This is a genomic window from Baekduia sp. (assembly GCF_035996765.1).
GTDB lineage: Bacteria > Actinomycetota > Thermoleophilia > Solirubrobacterales > Solirubrobacteraceae > Baekduia.
In genome coordinates, this window is the sequence record NZ_DASYJG010000028.1 from 34,070 (window position 1) to 54,960 (window position 20,891).

Here is a 20,891-nt window from a genome sequence, read left to right on the forward strand (position 1 = left end):
TGCCGGCAGGCCGTCCAGCCGTCGGACTCCGCTACGCGGCGGTGGCCGTCACCCTCGGGATCCTCCTGGGTGTCGGGTTCGGCTGGGCGGTCGATCGCGGCGCGCCGCCATCCGTGTCGGCCGCCATCGTGCAGACCGTCGCCGAGGTGCCGCCGTCGTCCTCCGCAGCGACGCCCGCGAGGACGGCGACGCTTCCGGCGGCCTCGGTGACGACGCAGCCGGTCGACGGCACGCCGGCGGGCGGCGACGGCGTCGGCAAGACGGTCAGCGGCACCCGGCCCGATCCCGCGCTGGCGGCAGCGCTGCAGTTGTCGTTGAACGCCGGCATCAAGGGCATCCCGGGCACGGTCCAAGCGGCCGTGATGATGGACGGCTGGAACGCGCCCGTGCTCGCAGGCCAGCGGCTCGCAGATGACATGCGGCCCTGGAGCATGGTCAAGGCGGTCACGGCCGTGACGCTGTTCAGCGAGCGCCTGGGACGCGGCACGTCGACCGCCAGCGTGGAGGAGCCGCTGACGCGCGCGCTCACGCGGTCTGACAACTGCGCCCAGCGCGAGATGACCGTGCAGTTGGAGCGCGACCTCGGGGGCAGCCTCGCGGCCACCGGCACCGCCATCCGCGCGATGCTGGCCCGCGTCGGTGCGGCGATCGACATTGGCCCGGCCCAGCACAACGCCGACGGCCGGTACTGCATCACCCCCACCTACAAGGGCCTGCCGGCCGCAGACGCCAGCTACCCCGCGTTGCTGCTCGGCACGACGCACTGGCGCGTGCAGGACGCGATCCGCTTCATCCACGCCCTGCGTGGCCAGATCGCGTTCGGGACGGCCGCCTCGAAGAAGATCCTCGCGACATTGCGCTTGCCCAAGCGCAACAGCCAGGAGCCCGGGGCCGAGGCGCAGCTCACGGCCGCGCCATCGTGGGGGGCGGGCGCAGTGTTCGGCGCCGCCTGTTGGCACCTCGCCTACAAGGCGGGCTGGGGCGGTCACGCGCAGGGGCGCTTCCTGGCCGGGCAGATCGGTGCCGTCGACCTGCCGGGCGGCCACTGGATCGCCTTTGCCGTGATGTTCCATCCGGCGACCCAGCCGCCGAGCGACGATCCCGGCCTGGCGCACGCCGACCAGGCGCTGGCGTCGGTGCTCGGGTCGCTCAAGCAGCAGCTCAAACAGCGGTTCCGGGGGTCGTGCGCGTGACCGCGATCGCCCGCCGGGCCACCGCGGCCGATGCCGGGCGCGCGTGCCCATTCTGCCGCTTCGCGCTCAAGGCCGGCGCCCAGGCGGCGCAGTGCCCGGCATGCTCGGCCGTCCACCATGCCGAGTGCTGGGCCGACAACGGCGGCTGCGCGATCATGGGCTGTACCGCGGCGCCCGGGCAACGGGCCGCCGCGCCCGCGCCACCACCACTGCCGCCTCCACCGCGCGTCGCGCCGGCACCCACCGCGGGCGCGGGCGTGGCCCCGCCGCCACCCACGCGCTCCGGATCGCCCGGCGGCCGCGGGCTCCTCGTGGCCGTGATCGTGGCGACGCTCGTCGTCGCCGGCTCGGCGGTGGCGCTCGTGCTCTCCCGCAGCCGTGGCTCGCATGCCGTGGCCAACGTCGTCACGACCGTCATCACCGCCACCGCCGCCGCCGCACCGCCGGTGACCGGCACGACGACGGTCGCAACACCGCCCCGCCCGGCCGATGCCGGCGCCGACGAGACGAAGTCCGAGACCGAGCAGACCGCGATCGAGCGCGTGCTGACCGCGTACTACCAGCACGTGGTCGCCAGCGACTTCGACGCCGCATGGGCGCTGCTGAGCCCGACCTACACGACGTGGAAGGCCGGCAACGGGGGTCATGCGAAATGGCTCGAGCAGGAGCGCGTCAATCGTGACCGGCTCGACCCCAGCGGCCTGCATGTCGAGGTCGATCGCATCGACGGCGACGTCGCGACGATCTCGGTCACCGGGATGCACTTCCGCAGCCCGACGTCATCGCGGTGCGCCTACGAGGGCGTCACCTGGGCGCGCCGCGACGGGAGCCGCTGGCGCTACGACCAGGGTTACCTGCAGAACGCGACACGCGCCGCAAGGTGGCGGCCACGAAGGACCGAGACCCTGGGCTACACCTGCGAGTCGTCCGGATACTGAGGAGAGGACGGAAATCAGCATGTCCGAATTTCCCGAGCCCGAGCACAAGCCGAGGCTCGTCATCACCTTCGACGACGCAGAGCCGGCGCATGCCGCATCCCTGCCTGCCGCGTCCCTGCCTGCCGCACCTTCGCCCGCCGCACCGGCCCCGCCCCCACCCGACTACGCCATCTGCGGCGTGCGCGAGGTTCTGGAAGGCACCTTCGACGCCGAGGACGGCTACTTCCTTCCCGTCCCGGGCTTGGAGACCGACACGGTGCTGCTCGAGCCGCGCGACGGCGCCGATGTCCGCCGCCTCCATTGCAACGAGATCGTCGTCAAGGCGGGCGAGGCCAACAAGCGGATCCTGCGCGCCGCCGATATCCGTGCACAGGTCCTGCTCACCGACGCGCGGCTGACCATCGCATGCACCAAGTACGACAAGGGCGGCGGATGGGTCGGCGGCCCGGTGGCGATGATCGCGCTCAACGCCGGGAGCAAGCTGCTGGCCGCCAACCGCCGCCGCGGCAAGATGCTCGTCGGGCAGATCCGCTACCCCTGGATCCACGCCGTCTACGCCCAGAACAAGAGCGGCTGGTCGGGCTCGGAGCTGCTGCGGGTGATCGTCAAGGCGCGCGGCCAGCTCCTGCGCCTGGAGCTCACCTTCCCCAAGGACGTCGACGCCACCGCGATCGCGACCGAGCTGATCCGCCGCACCGCCCAGTTCCGCCTCGCACACGAGCCCGACCGCGAGGACGCCGAGATCAAGCGCCTGCATGAGCTCGCCTCCGTGCCACCGCTGGTCTGGCGCAAGGCCGACAACCAGCTCGCCGGCCACCAGTTCCCCAGCCATTGGCCCGTCGCGCACCGAAGCGCGCGCTTCGGTCTCGGGACCTGAGCGATGGTCACCGCGCTCTGGATCATCTCGCTGCTCTCCGGCGGCGTCGCGCTGGGAGACCAGTTGCGCCGGCCCGCTTCGGAGTGGGTCGCGGCCGACCGCGACCGCAGCTACTGGGTGTCGCTCACCATCATCGCCAGCCTCTTCTGCCTCGGCCTCATCGCAGCGGCCGCTTACCTGATGTCGGTCGTGCCGCAGCTCGGCGGCGCAGGAGGGCCCGACAAGGCGTTTCGCAAGCAGCCGGTGAGCGCCCCTCGGCCTTCGCCTCCTCATCCTGCCCCTCCCGCCCCGGCCCAGCCGCAGTCGCTCTGGGCCCCGGCTCCGGCCGCGAGCAACCCGCCGGCCGCCCGCGCGCCGCTGCCCGCGGCTGACGCGCCCCGCAAGCTGATCATCGACTTCGACGACGACTGAGAGATCAGGACCCGTGACCGCTCATCTGCACCGGCCCCCGCAGCACACGCTCGGCTCAGCGCTGCTGGCCGCCGTCGCCACCGGCGTCTCGGCGCTCGCGCTGTCAGCCTGCGCAAGGAGTGAGGACCGCAGCCCCGAGGCGTACTGCCGCGCGTTCTACTCCAAGGCCGCGCCAATCCGCCAGAGCTACATGGATGCCGATGCCAACATGAAGGCCGACCCGCTCACCGGCATCCTCAAGTTGTTGCAGGCGCCGGGCGACCTGGAGTCGATCTTCGACAGCATGGTCGACCACGCACCCGACGAGATCAAGTCCGACACGGTCCAGGTCCGCGACAGCTTCAAGAAGCTGGCTGACACAGAAGGCGAAGCGCTGTCGAACCCGCTGCTGGCGATGGGCAAGGGCCTCATCAACTCGATGACGTCAGCAGGCGCCTTCCAGCGTGTCGACACCTATCTGACGGCCCACTGTCCGGTCGACTCCAAGCTCGCCCAGGACATCATCCACAAGAAGGACTAGGCCCCGGATTACGCCGGGCGCGATATCGCTCAGCCCTCGCCCTCAGCGGCGAACGCCGGCAGCCGGCGATGGAGCGCGACCGCGAACGCAGCCAAGAAGAGCACGAGCACGAACGTCCCCGCCACGGTCGGTAGCCCGAAGAAGTGATGGCCGTAGCGACTCGCCTGCCGGAACACCTCGTCCTCATCGATGCGCTGCTGCAGATGGATGGTATGACCCACCGCGGCAAACGCCCACTGCGCGACGATCACCTTCGACAGCAGCCCCATGATCGCGCCCATCTCGTGCACCGGCACGATCGCGCCACCGAACAGCAGCTGCGGCACGAGGATCAGCGGAATGAAGCTCGAAGCCTGGTCCTCGCTGCGCACCACGACCGAGACCAGCAGGCCCATGCCAACGCCGGCCCATGCGGTCAGCACCAAGAGGAACATCACGGTGATCGCCGCACTGGCCGGCTCGTGCAGCGGGCGCAGCAGCAGGACGATCATCGCCATCGTCACCGTCTGCACACCGGTCAGTGCGAAGAGCAGGACCGCCTTGGAGATCAGGTAGGACGACGGTCGCACGCCGACCGTCAGCTCGCGCTGCACGACGGTGCGCTCCTTGATGATCTCGCGCGCCGACGCGATCGCCCCGAACCACGCTGCGACGGTCACCAGCAGAAACAGCAGCTGTGCCGACTCGCCCGCATGGGACTCCCCGCCACTACGGAGGAAGACGTCGCGCTTGAACAGCAACGCCGTCGCCAGCGCGAGCAACGGCACCTGCGCCGCGAGGATGCGCAGGTTCTTGCGGTCGCGCAGGAAGAGCTTGGAGTAGCGGCGCACGAGCACGGCCGCCTGCGGCCCGATCTCCCGCGGCGGCGGTGGCGCGCCCGCCTGCGCGGGCGGCGCGGCGGCGGGCGTGCCCGCGATTCGCTCCGCGGCGAAGCGCTCATGCCAGAGGGCGGCGCCACCCTCTTCCAGCGCGACGTAGAGATCGTCGAAGCGCTCGACGCCGAAGAACTCCAGCGCCTCCGACGGCGGCCCATAGAAGCAGAGCAAGCCGCCGCGACCCATCACGGCCACCTGGTCGCAGAGTCGCAGGCTCCCGGTCGCATGCGTCACCAGCAGGACCGGGCGGCCCGCATCGGCCAGCGAGCGAAACAGCCGCATCATCCGCTGCTCGAGCCCTGGGTCGAGACCCGTCGTCGGCTCGTCCAGGAACAGGACACCCGGCTCGTCGATCAGCTCGACCGCGACGCCGGCGCGCTTGCGCTGGCCGCCCGACAGCGAGCCGATCCGAGTGTCGGCGTGCTCGGCGAGGCCCACCTCCTCGATCACGCGTGCGACCGCCGCGGCCCGGTCGGCCGCCGTCGCGTCCTGTGGCAGCCGCAGCTCGGCCGCGTAGCCGAGCGCCTCACGGATGGTCAGCAGCCGATGGACAATCTCGTCCTGCGGCACATAGCCGATGTCGGCACGCCGCGCGACGACGGGCTCGCCGTTGAGCATCACGCGCCCACCGGTCGGCTGCTGCACGCCGCAGAGCGACTTCATCAACGTGCTCTTGCCGGCGCCGCTCTCACCGATGACCGCGACGAGCTCACCGGGCAGCACGCTCAAGCTCGTCGGCTGCAGGATCGTGGCGCCGGTCACGTCGAAGCGGATGTCCTCGGCGTCGAGGCGCATGCCCAGCCCGGCGGCGCGCTGCTGCAGCAGCGCCCCGTCGAACACCAGGCGATACGGGCCGATCGCGATCTCGTCGCCGATCTTGAGGAACATCCGCGAGACCAGCTGGCCGTTGACGCGCACGCCGGTGCCGCCGCGCGAGATGTCCTTGAGCCGGACGCCGGTCTCCCCCGCGATGATCTCGGCATGGACGGGCGAGACCGTCGGATGGTCGAGAACGATATCGTTTCCGAGTGCTCGACCGATGACGACGCGGGGCCGGTCCATCCGCAGCGTCGCGGTGTCCGGCAGAATCTCGACGGGCGGCAGACCGGTGGGCTCGATCGTCGTGAAGTGCAGGATCTCGTCGCCGATCGCGATGCTGTCACCCGAGCGCAGCCGACGTGCCGCACCGGCGAAGCGCTCACCGTTGATATAGGTCCCCATCCGTGAGTCGAGGTCGGCGACCTGAAAGACGCCGTCGCGACGCTCGACGCGCGCGTGCAGCGGTGACACCAGCCCGCTGGTGAGCACGAGGTCGCACGCCGGCTCGCGCCCGATGGTGAACGCCGCTTCGCGGAGCGGCACGCGCTGGCCCGCGTACAGCAGGGCCGCCTCGCCCTGGGGCCGGTCGCTGCGCAGCACGACGCCATCGGCCGGCTCGTGCCGCCGGCGGAGGCTGATATCAAGGTCAAGATCGTCCGACACGTTCGTTCAGTCGTATTCAATCAGTCCCACCGACAGGCTATTGTCAGTTATTCTGCGCGGGCCACGGAGCGGCGGTCGACGCGCCCGTCGCATCTTTCGACTGGAGCTCACGTGAGTGCACCCCGCCTTCGACGTCTCGCCGCCGACTACGAATCCGTTCGCACGGAGTTCTCAGGCCATCCCCATGTCCATGTCGAGCCACTTGGCCCGCATCGTCCGCCGGAGGCCTACCGCGTCGTGTTCCGCGTGCGCGGCCTGCGCTTGAACGGCAATCAGCCCGAACCGGTCGACGAGCACCACGTCGAGATCCGGCTGCCGCTCGGCTACCCCCGCGAGAAGCCACTCTGCACGCCGCTCACGCCGCTCTTTCATCCCAACGTGCGCGACTACTACTGCATCCAGGATCACTGGGCCGCCGGGCAGTCGTTGGTCGACACGATCGCCAAGATCGCCGACATGATCCAGTTCCGCGTCTACAACCCGGCGAGCCCGCTCGATGCGCTCGCTGCGCGCTGGGCGTCGCAGAACGCGAACCTCTTCCCACTGGGGAACGTCACGCTCGGCACGCCGGAGGTGCAGATCACGATCGGTGGCCGGGCGGCGCCGCCCGCGGCGCTGCCCGCGGCCGCGCCGGTGGTGATGCCGACGCCGGCCGCGTGGCCGAGCGCCGAGCTCTCCGAGGTCCACGAGCCTGAGTCCGAGGCCAGCGACGACGTGCTCCTCGTCAGCCTGCGTCGCGACGGCTGATCGTGTCCACGCCCGAGCGTCCCAAGCTCGTCGTCTCGTTTGACGAGGACGATGCGACCCCGCCCAAGGCGGCGCCCCCACCGACGCCCGTCGCGCCACCACCAGCGCTGCCCACCGTCGGCGGCAACGCCTCAGGCCGGGCGCCGGCAGCCGGCGCACCATCTGCTGCGCTACTCACGGCCGGGGGCTTCAGCCCCGGCAGCGTCCAGGGCCGCAGCCTCATCGCCGCCACCGCGGGCATCGTCGCCGGCTGGGCGATCACCGAGATCACCGGGATCGCCGGCGGCACCGCGACCACGCAAGCCGGATTGAACTTCAAGGCTGGTGTCTGGGTCGGTGTCCTCGGCCTGTTCTTCGCGGTGATCTACACCGGCTGGGAGCAGATCGAGGCACGCGACGGCGAGGGTCTGCTGCTGCGCCTGCGCCAGGCCGGACCGTGGGGAGCGGGCCTGGGCTTCGTCGCAGGCTTCTTGGCCAACGTCATCTTCCACGCCCTGCTCATCCAGGCCATCAAGAGCAACAGCCACGCGCTGCTCTACGTCGCGCGCGGCCTCGGCTGGGCCATCTTCGGGCTCGGGATGGGCGCGACGACCGCCGCGGTGGTCCGTGCGCGCGAGAAGCTCATCAACGGCGCGCTGGGCGGCGTCATGGGTGGTGCTGCCGGTGGCCTGCTGTTCGAGTACGTCGGCGAGCACGTGCACTCCGAGACGATGAGCCGGCTCTTCGGCCTGGTGGTGATCGGCGCGGGGAACGGCCTCGCCATCGGCCTCGTCGAGACGCTGCGGCGCGAGGCGTGGCTGCGGGTCGTCGGCGGCGGCATGGCGGGCAAGGAGTTCGTCCTCTATGAGGTCGAGACGCCCGTCGGCAGCTCGCCCAAGTGCGGCATCACGCTGATCAAGGATCCCGCGATCGCGCCCTTCCACTTCGTGATCCGTGCAGACGACGGACACGGGCGGAGATCGATCACGCCGTACGAGGGCGCCTCCGTCGCCATCAACGGGACGCCGGTGGGCCATCACGTCCTGCGCTCGGGAGACACGATCACCGTGGGTGCCACGGCGATCGCGTATTCCGAGCGAACCATCTGAGCAAGCACCGACAGCGCCGCAAGGCCGAAGGGAAGGACATCCCGTGGACATCACCGTCGTCGACGCGACCGGCAACAAGACCGAGGAAGCGAGCGTCCCGCCGACCGTGGCAAGCGGTCGCATCATCGCCAGGCTGGTCGAGCTGCTCGAGCTGCCCGTGAGCGGGCCTGACGGCCAGCCGCTCTCCTACAAGTTCCATCACAAGCAGAGCGGGCGCCAGATCGGCGACCACGAGACGCTCGAGCAGGCCGGTGTCACCGATGGAGACGTGCTGCGCCTCGTCGCCGAGATCACGGCCGGAGCCCGATGACGGCCGACGCCGGCGATCGTGTCGTCGTCGACCTCGACGACACCGACGGCCGGTATCACCGCCAAACGCTGATCTCGTGGTGGGACCAAAACCGGCTGGCCGCGGCCAAGGTACTGGTGGTCGGTGCGGGGGCCCTGGGCAACGAGCTGGTCAAGAACCTCGCGCTGCTCGGCGTCGGGACCATCGTCGTGGTTGATCTCGACATGGTGGAGAACTCCAACCTGTCGCGCTGCGTGCTGCTGCGCGAGAGCGACGAAGGCGCGCCGAAGGCGACGGCCGTGGCGCGCGCCGCCGCCGCGCTCAACCCCGGCGTCCGGATCGTTCCCGTCGTCGGCGACGTACGCACCGCCTTCGGGCTGCGCCTCTTTCGCGAGGTCGACCTGGTCATCGGCGGCCTGGACAACCGCGAAGCGCGGCTGTACGTCAACCAGAGCTGCTGGAAGGCCACCACGCCGTGGATCGACGGCGCGATCGAGGGCCTGCTCGGCACGATGCGGGTCTTTTCGCCGCCTGACAGCGCCTGCTACGAGTGCACCATGGGCGAGCGTGATCATGAGTTGCTCGCGGCACGCAAGGCCTGCTCGCTGCTGACCCGCGACCAGATGCTCGAGGGCAAGGTGCCGACCACGGCGACGTCGGCGAGCATCATCGCCGCGATGCAGGTCCAGGAGGCGGTCAAGCTCCTGCACCGCGACCGCCTCGATGCGGACTTCGCAGGCCGTGGAGTCGCCTACAACGGGATCACGCACGACTCCTATGTGGTGACCTACCCACGGCGTGACGACTGCCTCAGCCACGACACCTACGACTTCACCTGCGCATCGGAGGTCCCCGCGGGAACCACGCTCGGTGCACTGCTGGATCAGGCGCGCGAGGGGCTCGGCGACGACGCGGTGCTCGACTTCGAGCGCGAGATCGTGACGGCGATGACCTGTGCGGCGTGCGACGAGAGCGTCTCGGTGATGCGCCCGCTCGACGGGCTGACCGTCGGCGCGGCGGTGTGTCCGGCCTGCGGCGGCGAGCGCCGCGCCGAGCTGGCACACGGCGTCACGAGCGGCGACGCCGGGCTGCTGGCGATGACGCCCGAGGCGCTGGGCCTGCCGCCACGCGACATCGTCACCGGCCGGTCGGGAACCCGGCGCCAGCACTACCTCCTGGGCGGCCCGTTCGGCTCGCTCGCGGAGCTCGGGACGCCATGAGCAGCGGCGGGGTCACGGTCCCGGGACTGTCGCGGCGCATCAAGTCGGCGATCTACGACCACGTCTACGCCAACGCGACGCACGAGGTCGGCGGCGTCCTCGTCGGCCACCTGGGCGACGGCGAACTCCCGACCGTCACCGGCTCCATCGCCGCGCTCGAAGCCCGCGGGGAGCGTGCCAGCGTGACGTTCACACACGAAGCGTGGGCCAGCGTCCACGACCAGCTCGAACGCAGCTTCGCCGAACAGCAGATCGTCGGCTGGTACCACAGCCATCCGGGCTTCGGGATCTTCCTGTCGCGCCACGACCTCTTCATCCACGAGAACTTCTTCTCCGATCCGCGGCAGATCGCCTACGTCGTCGATCCGCACGCCGGCACCGAGGGTGTCTTCGGCTGGCGGGGCGGCCAGGTCGCGGTGCTGGAGGAGTGCCCGTCGGGGCGTCAGGGAACGGGCGATGGCCGTGCAAGGCCCGCCGTGCCGCCGCGCCGCGGGCCTCAGGTCGACCGGCACTTCCTCGCGATGATGGCGCTGACCGCCGTCGTCGGCCTCATGTTCGGCGTCGGCACGGAGGTCTTGTTGCTCGGCTCGGACTCGCCGGCACGCCCGGAGAAGACGACGGTGGGGCGCGTCAAGACGGCACCCCGACCGGCGAAAACGCAGAAGGCGCCAGCGCCCACGCGACCGACCCCCGCGCCGTCGTCGACACAGCCGGCGCCCTCGACGACGCCACCGCCGGCCGCGGTCCAGCCGCCCTCGTCCACGCAGCCCCCCACTACCGGCACCCCATGAGCGCGGCGGTCAGGGAGACCGCCAGCGACGGCGCAGGCGCACAGCTGGATGCACCCCCGCGACAGCGGTTCCGCATCCGCCCACGGCTCCTCGCCACATGGTTCGTGGCGACGCTCGTCCTGGTCTCCGTCACCTCGGAGCTACTGCTGCCCTCCTTGGCCGAGCGCCGGCTGCGCGGCAAGCTGAGCACCAACGGCTCCGGCGTGAGCGTCTCGATCACCGCGCGACCCGCGCTGAAGCTGCTCACCGGTCACGCGGACACCGTCAACGTGCATATCCACCGCCTCGGCGCAGGCCGGGGCAAGCTCGGCGATCTTCTCGCGCGTACCGGCCGCGTTGGCACCGTCGATGCGACGGTCGACCTCATGAGCTCGCACGGGCTGGCGTTGGAGCACGTCCTGCTTCACGAGCGCCACGGCATGCTCACCGCACAGGCATCGGTGACGCGCAGCGCGATCCGTGCCGCGCTGCCACACGCGATCCGGCTCGACCCCGGACCAGCCGCGGGCGGCGACGTGAACTTCACCGCCACCGTCCACGCGCTCGGCCAGGTCGCGCGCGTGAAGGCTGTCGTCCGGGTCCGCGACGGCCAGCTCGTGCTCGCGCCGTCAGCGTTGGCCGGCGGCCTGGTCCACATCGCGCTGTTCTCCGACCCGCGCGTCACGGTTGATCGGATCGCGATGCACGGGTCCGAGCGGCTGACCTTCGGCGCGCAGGCGCACCTCGGCTGATGGCCGGACGACCGCCAACCTCAGAAGCGTCATCGGTCTAGCCCAAGCGCTGGCGCAGCCGGGCGGCGATGCGGTGAACGGACTCCACGAGGCCGCCGGATCGCCGGTCGGCCGCCGCGAGCCGCCGCTCGGCATCGCGCAGCTCCTCGTCGCGCATCCGGACGATCTCGTGCGTGCGCTCCATCTCGGCGACGGTCTCGGCGTGGACGCCTGCGAGCACCTCGTACTCGGCCTCGGCGCGATCGCGGCTCTCGCGCAGCAGCGCGTTCTCGCGCACCAATGCCTGTTCCCGGCTCCAGCCCATCCATTGCAGGAGCACCAGCCGGCTCATCTCGCGCAGCGCCACGTCGGTGCGCGGCGCAGCCGGCGCCAGTTCGCGCAGCAAGCCGACGATGGCAACGGCGTGGTGGCGCGCGTCGTGATGAGCGCTGAGCAGTCCGCGGTTGACCGCGCCCATCGCGGGGTCATAGCGCTCGAGGTCGGCACGCAGATCGGCCGTGTCGAGCGCGGCCGGGGTCGTCACGCCCGCAAAGCCGTCTTCTGCCAGCGCCGGGTAGGACTCGCCGGTCACCCAGCCGCCGGCGCCGCGCTGGTCAAAGACGTAGGCGGCACGGCCGCAGGCCATCGCCTCGAGGATCGCGCGGCCCTGGCCGATGACGACGTGGGCGCCGGCAATGGCCGAGGCGGCGTCGGCGGTCGGACTGCCGACGTGGGCGCCCAGCTGCTGTGCCTCGAGGCCCGCCGCCGCGCACGCCTGCACCACCAGATCGCGCCGGCTGCCGTCCAGGTAGTTGCCCAGCAGCAGCGCGCGCCGTGCGCGGGCCGGCAGCGCCCCCGTGGGCCTGAAGCGATCCAGATCCACCGGCTGGTGGAGGCGGACAACCGGGGGGCTCACCGCCGTCGCCGTGACCCATCGGGCCACGCGCCCGTTCATCGCAACGACCGTCTGGACGAGATCGGGAAGCTGGGGCGGCGTCTGGAGGTCGTGGACCTCGCTGTGGGCGACGTAGAGCTGCGGCACGTCCGGAAAGGCCGCCGCGAGCTCATAGGAGGTCGCCGCATCCTGTGCGATGACAACGTCGGGCCGCTCACCTCCGGGATGGGCGCCCGTGCGCACCTCGATGCCACGGCGCGCAGCCTCGTCGGCCACCCCGCCGAGGACCTGCGCGGAGATCGCGGTGTCATGCCCGAGGCGCTGGAGCTGCTCGGCGAGCGTCAGCAGGTAGGTCTCGCTGCCAGCCCACGCGTCCAGTTGATATGTCCCAAGAAGGATGCGCATGACAAGGGCCCCGTCAGGTCAGCGGCCGCGAACGGCGCACCCTATCCGTCGCGGAACGCGGCATACGCCGGGCGCTTGCGGCCCGCCGGGTCGATGAGCCCGCGACGGTCCTCATGCCCATCGGCCTGGGCCGGCGCGTCGTAGAGCGTGTAGTAGCCCAGCGTGTCGATGCGCTTGTTGGCGCGGACGACCCGCAGAACGTCGGTGATCTGCCGCGCGGCACCCGCTTCACTGAAGTGAAAGGTGAACTGATCGTTGGCGTTCGTCGGCGCCGTGAACTCCGAGAGGAACAGCCGTGGGCCGGGCTTGCTGGGATCGCGTCGCAGGTAGCGGTCGATCGTGCTCCCGAGCGTGTCGAGGTCGTTGAAATCGGCATAGCCGGGGCCGAGCGATGCGGCATCCATGTCGATCTTGCGGCCGGTGAAGGGGTTGTGCCCGTAGAGGTCCATCCGCGGCGGCCGGCCGTTGGGGAGCTTCATCGCCGGAATCCAGAACAGGGGTCGGATGTCACCGGCCGTGAACGTGTTGCCGCCGATCACGAGGTTCTTGGAGGACGCGGCCTTCAGCGCACCGTAGGACGCGTCGAGCAGCCGGGCGTACCGGCGCGGACCCGCAAGCTCGGCCTTGGTGCGCGGCGGGCGGTAGCCGGTGAAGCGCGTCGCCGCCCACCAGCGGCTCAGGTTCGGCTCGCCCCAGATCTGCCACAGATGGACCTGGGGCCAGCGGCGCGCCGCCGCCCGCAGGAAGTTGGTGTAGTCGGCATCGTGCGTCGGCGGCACGTTGGGCGCGTGCTCGCCGTTGGCCCAGCCCGGCGTGTACATGACACGCACCATGGTCCGCATGCCGAACTGCGGGGCCAGGCGGATCGCGGCATCGATCGATGCCGGCCAGTGATAGGCCGAGTCGTTGGGGTCGAGGACGTCTGCCGGCTTGTCGTGGGCCACCTGATCCCAGCCGACGCTGAGCAGGAGCGTTCGGACGCCGAGGTCGCGGTAGATCGGGAAGGTGGCTTCGGGGTTGGGCTCGTAGGTCGCCCAGAGCCCCTTCTTCGCCGAGTCGCGTGCGCCCGCGCCGGTGGCCGTGATCGCCAGACACAGTCCGGCGACCAGCACGACCAGGAGCGTTCTAATACGCACCGGTACCGCGGATCACCGCCGCGAAGCTCAAGGCCAGCAGGCGCGCGTCACGGCCGAGCGAGAGGTTCTCGACGTACTCGCGCTCGACGGCGAGGCGCTCCTCGAAGTCCAGGCGGCCGCGGCCGTAGACCTGCATCGGGCCCGTCAGACCCGGGCGGACGACGAGGCGGACCGCCCGCGCCTCGGCGTCGTAGCGCGCGACGAGGTCGAGCTGCTCGGGGCGCGGACCGACGAGGCTCATGTCTCCCCGCAGGACGTTCCAGAGTTGCGGCAGCTCGTCCAGGCTCGTCTTGCGCAACAGCCGTCCGACCCGGGTCACGCGCGGATCGTCGTGCAGCTTGAACACGGGCGTGGCCAGCGCCGCGACGTCGACGACCTCGCCGACCCGCTCCTCGGAGCCACGGACCATCGTGCGGAACTTCAGCAAGGTGAAGGGCTTGCCCTCGCGTCCTCCGCGCGACTGGCGAAAGATCGCCGGTCCGCGGGAATCGAGCCGGATGGCCAGCGCGACAGTGGCTAGCAGTGGGCTCGCGAGCAGCAGGCCGATGGCGGCGACGAGGATGTCGATGGCTCGCTTGGCGACCGCCGTGGACCGCGAGACGTGCCAGGTGTTGTACTGGAGGACCGGGAGCTCGGCGATGTGATCGAGGCGGACGGCCGTGCCGAACATGCCGCGCGCGGGCGGGACCATCCCGAGCTTGGTGCCGCGCGCCCGGCAGGCCGGCACGAGCTCGCGGATGAGCCACTCGTCGATGGCGGTCGAGGCGATGACGATCCGCTGCACCTGGCCGCCGGCCGTCTCCTCGATGCTGGCCAACAGGCCCTCGGCGTCGGACGCCGCAGTCGTCTCGACGACCGCGACAACCTCGAGATGCATGTCGGGAAAGAGCTCGAGCTTGCGCCGGACGCCGCGCTCGAGCGGTCCGGTGCCGACGATGACCGTGCGCTCCGGCGGAGTGGATCGGCGCCAGGCCGCGCGCGCGGCGGCACGTAGGCCGATGCTTCCGCCAAGCAGCGCGACGACCAGCGTGGAGAGGGTCAGCACCGAGGGCTCGCCGCCGCCGACGATCCGCGTGGCGATGACGGCGACGGCGACCACGAGCAGGGTCCAACTCAGGAGGGCGGGAACCTCTTCGGCCGTGGTGTGGCGCATCGACTGGTGGTCGCGGTCATAGAGGCCGAGCGTCTTGGCAAACCCGGCGGCGCAGAGCGTCACGATCGCCGTGGCCGCGGCCCGTTCGAGCGCGCTGCCACTCGCGGTGCCGGTGGCCATCGTGGCGCAGAGCACCGCCACCACATCGGCGCCCAGCAGCAGGCGGCGCCGCAGGACGTCGGCCGTGGGCCAGGAGGTGATCGCGGGCCGGCTGGTCTGGCCGGCCGTCGTCGCGGGCGGGCTCTGGACCCCGTGCTCGGAGACCGCCATCAGCGGCTCCGGGGCACGCGGCGCGACAGGACGGCGGCGCCGGTCAGCGCTGCCCCGAGGAGGAGGACGAGGCCGCCGGTGCCGAGCGCGACCGCGGTGCCCGAGATGCTGGAGGCGGCCGGCCGGAGCCGTCCGGTCGTCGGCGCCGCGGCCGCAGCAGCAGCAGCAGCAGGCGTGGTCTTCGCGGTCGTCTTGGACGGTTTGCGCGCCGTGCCGGCAGCGGCAGCAGACTTCTTGGCCGGCGCGATGCCCTCGCCGAACAACGCGGACTGGTCGTCGGTGTTCGACGACGACGACGAACCGCTGTTCTGCGCCGCCGCCGAGCCGCGATGAGCACCGCTGTCCTTCGACGCGCTGCCGGTCTTGCGCGCCTCGTCGAGCGGGATCGCGTACTCGGTGCCCGCCGGACTGTCTGGCTGGTAGCTGGGCGCCTGGGCCGCCGCAGCCGTCCCGGACACGCCGCCGAGCCCCGCAAGGCTCACGACGACGACAAGCCACCCGCCCCAGCGGCGAGCACCTGCGATCTGCACCCTCAGGACGTCTCCGGCATCGCTCGAGGGACGATATTTGCAGCCTGGCCAAGCAAACTCCGCCAACCGTATCGGTTGAACGGGCGGCAGCCACCATCATCCGGACCGCGGAGGCCGCTAGGGTCCGGACGCGGTCACCGGCCAGCTCCCGGTCGGCCCTCTCGAATCGTGCGTCTGGTCGCCCTGGATCCTGCTCGATCACAGCGTGTCAGCGACGCGTCGCTGGTCCTTGCGCCGTTCGGGGTGGCGCTCGGGGTCAGCGCCGGGTGGGAGAGCTTCTACGACGTCACACTTTGGGGTCCGCTGGCGATCGTCGCCGCGGTGGTCCTCGTCGCCGCCATCGTGCTCCGTTCCGAGCCGCTGCCGCGCGCGGGCCGCGTCCTGGTGGTCGGGCTGGGCGCGTTCGCAGCGTGGTCGCTGGCCTCGGGCTGGTGGGCGGAGTCGAGCGCGTCGGCCGCGGTCGAGGGGCAGCGCTGGGCCCTCTACGCGATGGTCGTCGGCCTGGTGGCGGTGCTCGCACGCAGCGAGCGCGAGCGGACCGTCGTGCTCGTCGGGATGACGGTGGGCGGACTGTTGGCCGTGGCCGTGCTCGTCGTCCATCTGCTCGGCGACCACGGCGTCGACGAGTTCTTCGCCCGGCGCCTGTCCTACCCCGTGGGCTACATCAACGGCCAGGCTGCGGCGTTCGGCCTTCTGGTGTGGCCGTGCGTCGCCTGGGGCGAACGTGGCCGCGTCGCGGTGCTGCGCGGCGCCGGGGCGGCCGGCGCCTGCCTGCTGCTCGGCCTCCTGCTCCTGACCCAGAGCCGCGGGGCCGTGCTGGCGTTGGTCGGGACCCTCGTCGTCGTCCTCGTGCTCGTGCCTGGTCGCCTGCGCCGGGCATGGCTGCTCGTCGTGATCGGCGCCGGGGTGGCGGCGGTGGCCGCGCCGCTCCTCGATCTCTACGGCGCCGCGCCGATCACCACGCCGCCGAGCTCGGGCGAGATCCGCGACGCGCTGATCCCGCTGCTGCTGGCTGCCGCGGTGGTGGGACTCGTCTGGGGCGGGCTGACCTCCGCCATATTGCGACCGCGGTGGGAGCGGCCCACCGTCCAGCGCGCCGGTGCGGCGATCCTCTGCGCCGGGGCGCTCATCGGGCTGATCGGTGGCGTCGCCGTCGTGGGCAATCCCGTCGACCGGATCGATCACGCAGCCGATCAGTTCACCTCGTTGGACACCAACTACGCGCCCGGCGACTCACGGCTGCTGAGCGGCAGTGGCAACCGCTATGACTACTGGCGAGTGGCGGTGGACGCGTTCAAGCACCACCCGCTCGACGGCGTCGGCGCCGGCAACTACCCGCGGTCCTGGTTCCAGCTGCGCCAATCCCAGGAGAACGTGCGCCAGCCGCATTCGCTGTGGTTTCAGACCGCGGCGGAGACCGGGATCGTCGGCCTGCTGCTCATCCTCGCAGCGCTCGGAGCGGCGGCAGTCGGCGTGGGGCGCGCGGCGTGGGTCGCGCAGAGCGAGCGTCAGCGCCTGCTGGCCGTCGCCGGCCTTGGCGCCTTCACCTGGTGGCTGCTGCAGACCAGCGTCGACTGGCTCCACCTCCTCCCCGGCCTGACCTGCGTGGCGCTGGTCAGCGCGGTGATCGTCCTGCCACGCCGCGAGTCCGCGGCGCCTGACCCCGCGACGGTGTCCTCGCGCCCGCTGGCCATCACCGCCGCGGTCGTCGTGGTGGTCTGCTTCGCCGCGGCCGGCGTGGGGCGCACCACCCTGGCGACGTTCCTGCTCAAGGACGCGCGCAACGCGCTGCCCCAGGATCCGCAGAAGGCCATCGATCGCAGTCAGGCCGCGCTCGGGCTGCGACCCGGCGACGTCGACGCGCTGGTCGTCGAGGCGGCGGCCTCGGCCCGCGCCGGCGACTACCGCGCCGCCCGTGGCGCCCTGCTCGAAGCGACCGCGCTGGAGCCCCACAACTTCCTGCCCTACGTCCTGCTCGGAGACCTCGCGACCCGCCGCGGGGACACTGAGGCCGCTCGTTCGGCCTACGCGCGGGCCGCCGCGCTCAACCCGCTGGACCCCACGATTCGCCGCTCGCTGCTGGCCGCCCGGCACGGCTGACCGATGGACGCAGCCGCTGGAACCGCCATTGCTACAGTCGCCCGCGATGCGTGAGGAGGGAGCCGGGTCCGAGCCCGAGGTGAGCGTCTCGGTGCTGATTCCGGTCCTCAACGAGGAGCGTCATCTCCGCACGGCCGCAGCGGCGATGCAGCGCCAGGAGTTCGACGGGCAGTTGGAGTTCCTCTTCGTCGACGGCCGGTCGACCGACGCCAGCCGAGCGATCCTGGAGGAGCTTGCCGCCGCCGACCCGCGCATCCGCGTCCTCGACAACCCGGCACGCCGGACCGCGGCCGGGCTGAACGTCGGGCTGCGCGCGGCGCGCGGGCGCTACATCGCGCGGATGGACGCCCACAGCGTCTACCCCGAGCGCTATCTGCAGCGCGGCGTCGACCGGCTCGAGCGTGGCGACGACGATGGCGTTGTCTGGGTCACCGGCCCGCAACTGCCCGTTGGCGACGGGCCATGGTCAGAGCGCGTGGTGCTCGCCCTGTCGAGCTGGATCGGCCGCGGTGGCGAGGCCGACAAGTGGCCCGGTGCGGTCGACGGCGACGCCCACGACGAGTTCCCGCTGACCACCAGCGTCTTCACCGGCGTCTGGCGCCGGGCCGACGTCGACCGCCTCGGCGGCTGGGACGAGGGCTGGCCGGTCAACCAGGACGCCGAGATGGCCGCGCGGATCCTGGCCACCGGCGGCGGCATCGTCTGTCGCCCGGACATGGGCGCCCAGTACGTGCCGCGCAACTCGCCGCGAGGACTGGCACGTCAGTACGGGCGCTACGGCTTCTACCGGGCCAAGACGTTCCTACGCCACCCCAGCAGCCTGCCGCGCAGCAGGTGGTTGTCGGTCGGCGTGGTTCTCGCGCTGCTCGGCAGCCTCGTGCCCGTGCGGCTGATCTCCTGGCCGAGCCGGACCGCGACCGGCGTCTACCTCGCCGCCGTGGCGGCGATCACCGCCCGCGCCGCGCCGCGCGCCGGGCGCCACACGCCCTTCCTGCCCGTGGTCTACGTGACGATGCACGTCTCCTGGGGCGTGGGCTTCCTCCTCAGCCTGGCCAAGCACCTCCCGCGACGGGCCGCGCTGCAGGCGTGGCCGCGCCCGTTGGAGCGCGACGAAGCTTGAGCGTCCGCACCGACGCGCGCTGGGTCGGCAAGGCGCTCGTGCAGCAAGCCGTCGGCGCGCTGCCGCGCGGCCATCGGGTCAACGCGCTGCTGCAGCGGCGGGTCACGGGGCGGCTGCCGCGCCAGGGGGAGGTCTTCGTCGCGCACATCGCCGAGCAGGCTCGCCATCAGCGCGTGCTGGCCGACCTGCGGCCCGCGCTCATGACCCCCGGCCTGCGGGCGTTCGAGTTCGGCGCGGGCTACGACCTGCTCGGGCCGATGGTCCGCTGGAGCGCGGGCGTCGACGCGCAGACCCTCATCGACCTGCGGCCCGTCCTGGCGCTGGAGCTCGTCAACGACACGCTGGGCAAGTTCCACAGCTGGCACGCCGAGCTCGAGGCGGCGGCCGAGCTGCCCCTGCGCCGCCCATCCGCCGAGCCCGTGACCGACCTCGCCGAGCTCGAGGAGCGCTTCGGCATCCGCTACGAGGCGCCGCGCGACGCGACCGCGACCGGCCTGCCCGGCGCGAGCTTCGAGCTCGTCACCAGCACCTGGACGCTCGAGCACATCCCGCCGCGTGAGATCGTCCGGATCCTGCGGGAGATGCGCCGGCTGCTGGCGCCCGAGGGCCTCGTGAGCTGCCTGGTCGACCTCAAGGACCACTTCTCCTACTTCGAGCCGTCGCTCTCGCCCTACAACTTCCTGCGCTTCTCCGATAAAGCGTTCTCAATAGTCAACCCGAAGCTGCAATGGCAGAGCCGCCTGCGCGCGCCGGAGTACCGCGCGCTGGCCGAGGCGGCGGGCTTCGAGGTGCTGCTGGAGGTCCGGGAGCCGGGGCTGCCGAAGGATCTCGCGGCGTTGCGCGAGTTGCACGTTGCCCGGCGCTTTGCGTCGTTCAGCCTCGAGGAGCTGGGCGCGCGGACCGTGCACCTGGTGCTTGCGCCGCGCTCCTGAACATCGCCGCCAGCGCGCTCGCCAGCGCATCGAGGTCGTGGCGGGCCTCCACACGATCACGGGCCGCGAGCTGCATCGTCGCGGCGCTGCCCTGCCGGTCGAGGACAGCGACGAGCGCGCGGCAGAGATCCTCGGCCGACGCAGGGTCGGCCAAGAACCCCGTGACGTCCTCCTCGACGAGCTCTTGGACGCCAGCGACGCGCGTGCCCGCCATCGTGACCCCGCAGGCCGCGGCCTCGATCAGCGTGTTGGGCAGGCCCTCGGTGTCGCCGTCGGCCTGCACCAGGCTGGGCTGGACCAGGAGGTGCGCCTCGGCAAGCCGACCCCGGAGATAGATCTGGTCGCGGGCGCCCGAGAAGGTGCAGCGGTCCTGCAGGCCCAGCGCCGCCGCCTGGGTGCGGCACGACTCCAGCAGCGGTCCCGCACCGACGAACTCGACCCGCAGACGCTCGAGCGCCGGCCCGCCGAGCGCGAGCGCGCTGAGGAGAACTCGCTGGCCCTTGTAGTCGCGGAAGCTCGACACGCAGAGGACGTCGACCGGCCCTGCCGCGGGCAGCTCGCGCGGCACGAAGGCATAGCGGTTGAGATCGAGGCCGTAGGACCGGCGTAGAAGCCGGTCGGGGGATGCTCCGAAGTGCTGTAAGAACCGCCAGTGGTAGTCCGAGACGGCGACCACCGCCGCGGCGTCTCCCAACCGCGTCCGCAACCCGCGCTGCGAGACGAAGATGTCGTGGGCGTGCGGCGTCACGCTGTAGGAGCTGCCGGTCAGTGCGCTGATGACCCAGGCCGCCAGCGCGGGATAGGTCGCGAAGTGCGCATGGAGGTGCTCCACCTTGCGGCGGCGGACGGTCGCCGCATGATCGAACGCCAGCAGGGTGGTGACCAGCGCCTTGGCCAGGACGCGCGGCTCGGCGATGTGGTCGGCGACCACGCGGGCGACGATCCACGCCGCCAGCCGTGGCGCCCGGACGAGCTCACGGGCGAACGCGACGGCGCCGCGCGGCAATGAAGCGCGGCGCGCGCGGCCGACCCAGCGGCCGGCCTCCTCGTGGACGACCTGGTCGCCGGCGGGGAAGAGCGACAGCAGCTCCACGTCCATGTCCGGCTGCTGCGCGACCCGGTCGAGCTCACGGACGACGAACGTCTCGGTGGTGAGCGGGAACCTCGATACGAGGTACGCGACCCGCGTCATCCGCGGCAGCCTAGCGA

Annotated in this window: 20 protein-coding genes; 14 read left to right on the forward strand and 6 right to left on the reverse strand. The window is 71.6% G+C overall.

The genetic code is table 11. The annotated features are described in order from the left end of the window. Positions 1 to 41: 41 nt before the first annotated feature. From VGO10_RS06115 to VGO10_RS06135, 5 genes are read left to right on the forward strand one after another with little or no spacing between them, the layout of a single operon-like run. Positions 42 to 1,193, forward strand: coding sequence for a hypothetical protein (locus tag VGO10_RS06115; RefSeq protein ID WP_327466231.1), 1,152 nt, complete (start codon positions 42 to 44; stop codon positions 1,191 to 1,193). Next, on the forward strand, positions 1,190 to 2,131 hold the full coding sequence (locus VGO10_RS06120) for an RING finger protein (RefSeq protein WP_327466233.1): 942 nt from the start codon (positions 1,190 to 1,192) through the stop codon (positions 2,129 to 2,131). The genes VGO10_RS06115 and VGO10_RS06120 overlap by 4 nt, the downstream gene beginning before the upstream one ends. A 19-nt stretch (positions 2,132 to 2,150) precedes the next feature. Next, the gene (locus VGO10_RS06125; protein ID WP_327466235.1) at positions 2,151 to 3,008 is read left to right on the forward strand and encodes a hypothetical protein; all 858 of its coding nucleotides are present in this window, start codon (positions 2,151 to 2,153) and stop codon (positions 3,006 to 3,008) included. A gap of 3 nt (positions 3,009 to 3,011) precedes the next feature. Further along, positions 3,012 to 3,419 carry a hypothetical protein gene (locus tag VGO10_RS06130; RefSeq protein WP_327466237.1) on the forward strand — a complete coding sequence of 136 codons (408 nt, stop codon included), beginning with the start codon at positions 3,012 to 3,014 and terminating at the stop codon, positions 3,417 to 3,419. A gap of 13 nt (positions 3,420 to 3,432) precedes the next feature. Then, entirely contained in the window at positions 3,433 to 3,939 is a 507-nt protein-coding gene (locus tag VGO10_RS06135) for a hypothetical protein (RefSeq protein ID WP_327466240.1), read from the forward strand. Positions 3,940 to 3,968: 29 nt separating this feature from the next. Here VGO10_RS06135 and VGO10_RS06140 read toward each other — a convergent pair whose 3' ends face one another. Further along, the gene (locus tag VGO10_RS06140) at positions 3,969 to 6,296 is read right to left on the reverse strand and encodes an FHA domain-containing protein (protein WP_327466242.1); all 2,328 of its coding nucleotides are present in this window, start codon (positions 6,294 to 6,296) and stop codon (positions 3,969 to 3,971) included. Between the two features lie 111 nt (positions 6,297 to 6,407). On the opposite strand from VGO10_RS06140, the gene VGO10_RS06145 reads away from it, so the two are divergent. From VGO10_RS06145 to VGO10_RS06170, 6 genes are read left to right on the forward strand one after another with little or no spacing between them, the layout of a single operon-like run. After that, positions 6,408 to 7,043: a hypothetical protein gene (locus tag VGO10_RS06145; protein WP_327466244.1), complete on the forward strand. Its 636-nt coding sequence runs from the start codon at positions 6,408 to 6,410 to the stop codon at positions 7,041 to 7,043. Between the two features lie 2 nt (positions 7,044 to 7,045). Continuing rightward, complete coding sequence (locus VGO10_RS06150; RefSeq protein ID WP_327466246.1) at positions 7,046 to 8,131, forward strand: FHA domain-containing protein; 1,086 nt, start codon at positions 7,046 to 7,048, stop codon at positions 8,129 to 8,131. 43 nt (positions 8,132 to 8,174) lie between these two features. Further along, entirely contained in the window at positions 8,175 to 8,441 is a 267-nt protein-coding gene (locus tag VGO10_RS06155; RefSeq protein ID WP_327466248.1) for an EsaB/YukD family protein, read from the forward strand. After that, on the forward strand, positions 8,438 to 9,640 hold the full coding sequence (locus tag VGO10_RS06160; protein ID WP_327466250.1) for a ThiF family adenylyltransferase: 1,203 nt from the start codon (positions 8,438 to 8,440) through the stop codon (positions 9,638 to 9,640). The genes VGO10_RS06155 and VGO10_RS06160 overlap by 4 nt, the downstream gene beginning before the upstream one ends. Continuing rightward, complete coding sequence (locus VGO10_RS06165) at positions 9,637 to 10,431, forward strand: Mov34/MPN/PAD-1 family protein (protein ID WP_327466252.1); 795 nt, start codon at positions 9,637 to 9,639, stop codon at positions 10,429 to 10,431. Before VGO10_RS06160 ends, VGO10_RS06165 begins: the two co-directional genes overlap by 4 nt. Continuing rightward, positions 10,428 to 11,162 (forward strand): hypothetical protein, encoded by a 735-nt coding sequence (locus VGO10_RS06170; protein WP_327466254.1) that lies wholly within the window; start codon positions 10,428 to 10,430, stop codon positions 11,160 to 11,162. Before VGO10_RS06165 ends, VGO10_RS06170 begins: the two co-directional genes overlap by 4 nt. 37 nt (positions 11,163 to 11,199) lie before the next feature. Here VGO10_RS06170 and VGO10_RS06175 read toward each other — a convergent pair whose 3' ends face one another. Genes VGO10_RS06175 through VGO10_RS06190 form a run of 4 tightly spaced genes read right to left on the reverse strand, consistent with a single transcriptional unit; the run spans position 11,200 to position 15,482 of the window. After that, positions 11,200 to 12,441 carry a hypothetical protein gene (locus VGO10_RS06175; protein ID WP_327466255.1) on the reverse strand — a complete coding sequence of 414 codons (1,242 nt, stop codon included), beginning with the start codon at positions 12,439 to 12,441 and terminating at the stop codon, positions 11,200 to 11,202. 41 nt (positions 12,442 to 12,482) lie between these two features. Then, entirely contained in the window at positions 12,483 to 13,577 is a 1,095-nt protein-coding gene (locus tag VGO10_RS06180) for a hypothetical protein (protein WP_327466316.1), read from the reverse strand. Further along, positions 13,567 to 15,000 (reverse strand): sugar transferase, encoded by a 1,434-nt coding sequence (locus VGO10_RS06185; RefSeq protein WP_327466256.1) that lies wholly within the window; start codon positions 14,998 to 15,000, stop codon positions 13,567 to 13,569. The genes VGO10_RS06180 and VGO10_RS06185 overlap by 11 nt, the downstream gene beginning before the upstream one ends. Next, positions 15,000 to 15,482 (reverse strand): hypothetical protein, encoded by a 483-nt coding sequence (locus tag VGO10_RS06190; protein ID WP_327466258.1) that lies wholly within the window; start codon positions 15,480 to 15,482, stop codon positions 15,000 to 15,002. Before VGO10_RS06190 ends, VGO10_RS06185 begins: the two co-directional genes overlap by 1 nt. 216 nt (positions 15,483 to 15,698) lie before the next feature. Between VGO10_RS06190 and VGO10_RS06195 the strand changes: the two genes are divergently transcribed. Genes VGO10_RS06195 through VGO10_RS06205 form a run of 3 tightly spaced genes read left to right on the forward strand, consistent with a single transcriptional unit; the run spans position 15,699 to position 19,682 of the window. Next, positions 15,699 to 17,630, forward strand: a complete 1,932-nt coding sequence (locus tag VGO10_RS06195; RefSeq protein WP_327466260.1) for an O-antigen ligase family protein — start codon at positions 15,699 to 15,701, stop codon at positions 17,628 to 17,630. A 46-nt stretch (positions 17,631 to 17,676) separates the two neighbouring features. After that, on the forward strand, positions 17,677 to 18,750 hold the full coding sequence (locus tag VGO10_RS06200; protein WP_327466262.1) for a glycosyltransferase: 1,074 nt from the start codon (positions 17,677 to 17,679) through the stop codon (positions 18,748 to 18,750). Beyond that, a complete protein-coding gene (locus VGO10_RS06205; protein WP_327466264.1) occupies positions 18,747 to 19,682 on the forward strand; it encodes a class I SAM-dependent methyltransferase in 936 nt (311 codons plus the stop codon). The genes VGO10_RS06200 and VGO10_RS06205 overlap by 4 nt, the downstream gene beginning before the upstream one ends. On the opposite strand, the gene VGO10_RS06210 is transcribed toward VGO10_RS06205, so the two are convergent. Next, positions 19,624 to 20,874, reverse strand: coding sequence for a glycosyltransferase (locus VGO10_RS06210; protein ID WP_327466266.1), 1,251 nt, complete (start codon positions 20,872 to 20,874; stop codon positions 19,624 to 19,626). The genes VGO10_RS06205 and VGO10_RS06210 overlap by 59 nt on opposite strands. Positions 20,875 to 20,891: the final 17 nt, after the last annotated feature.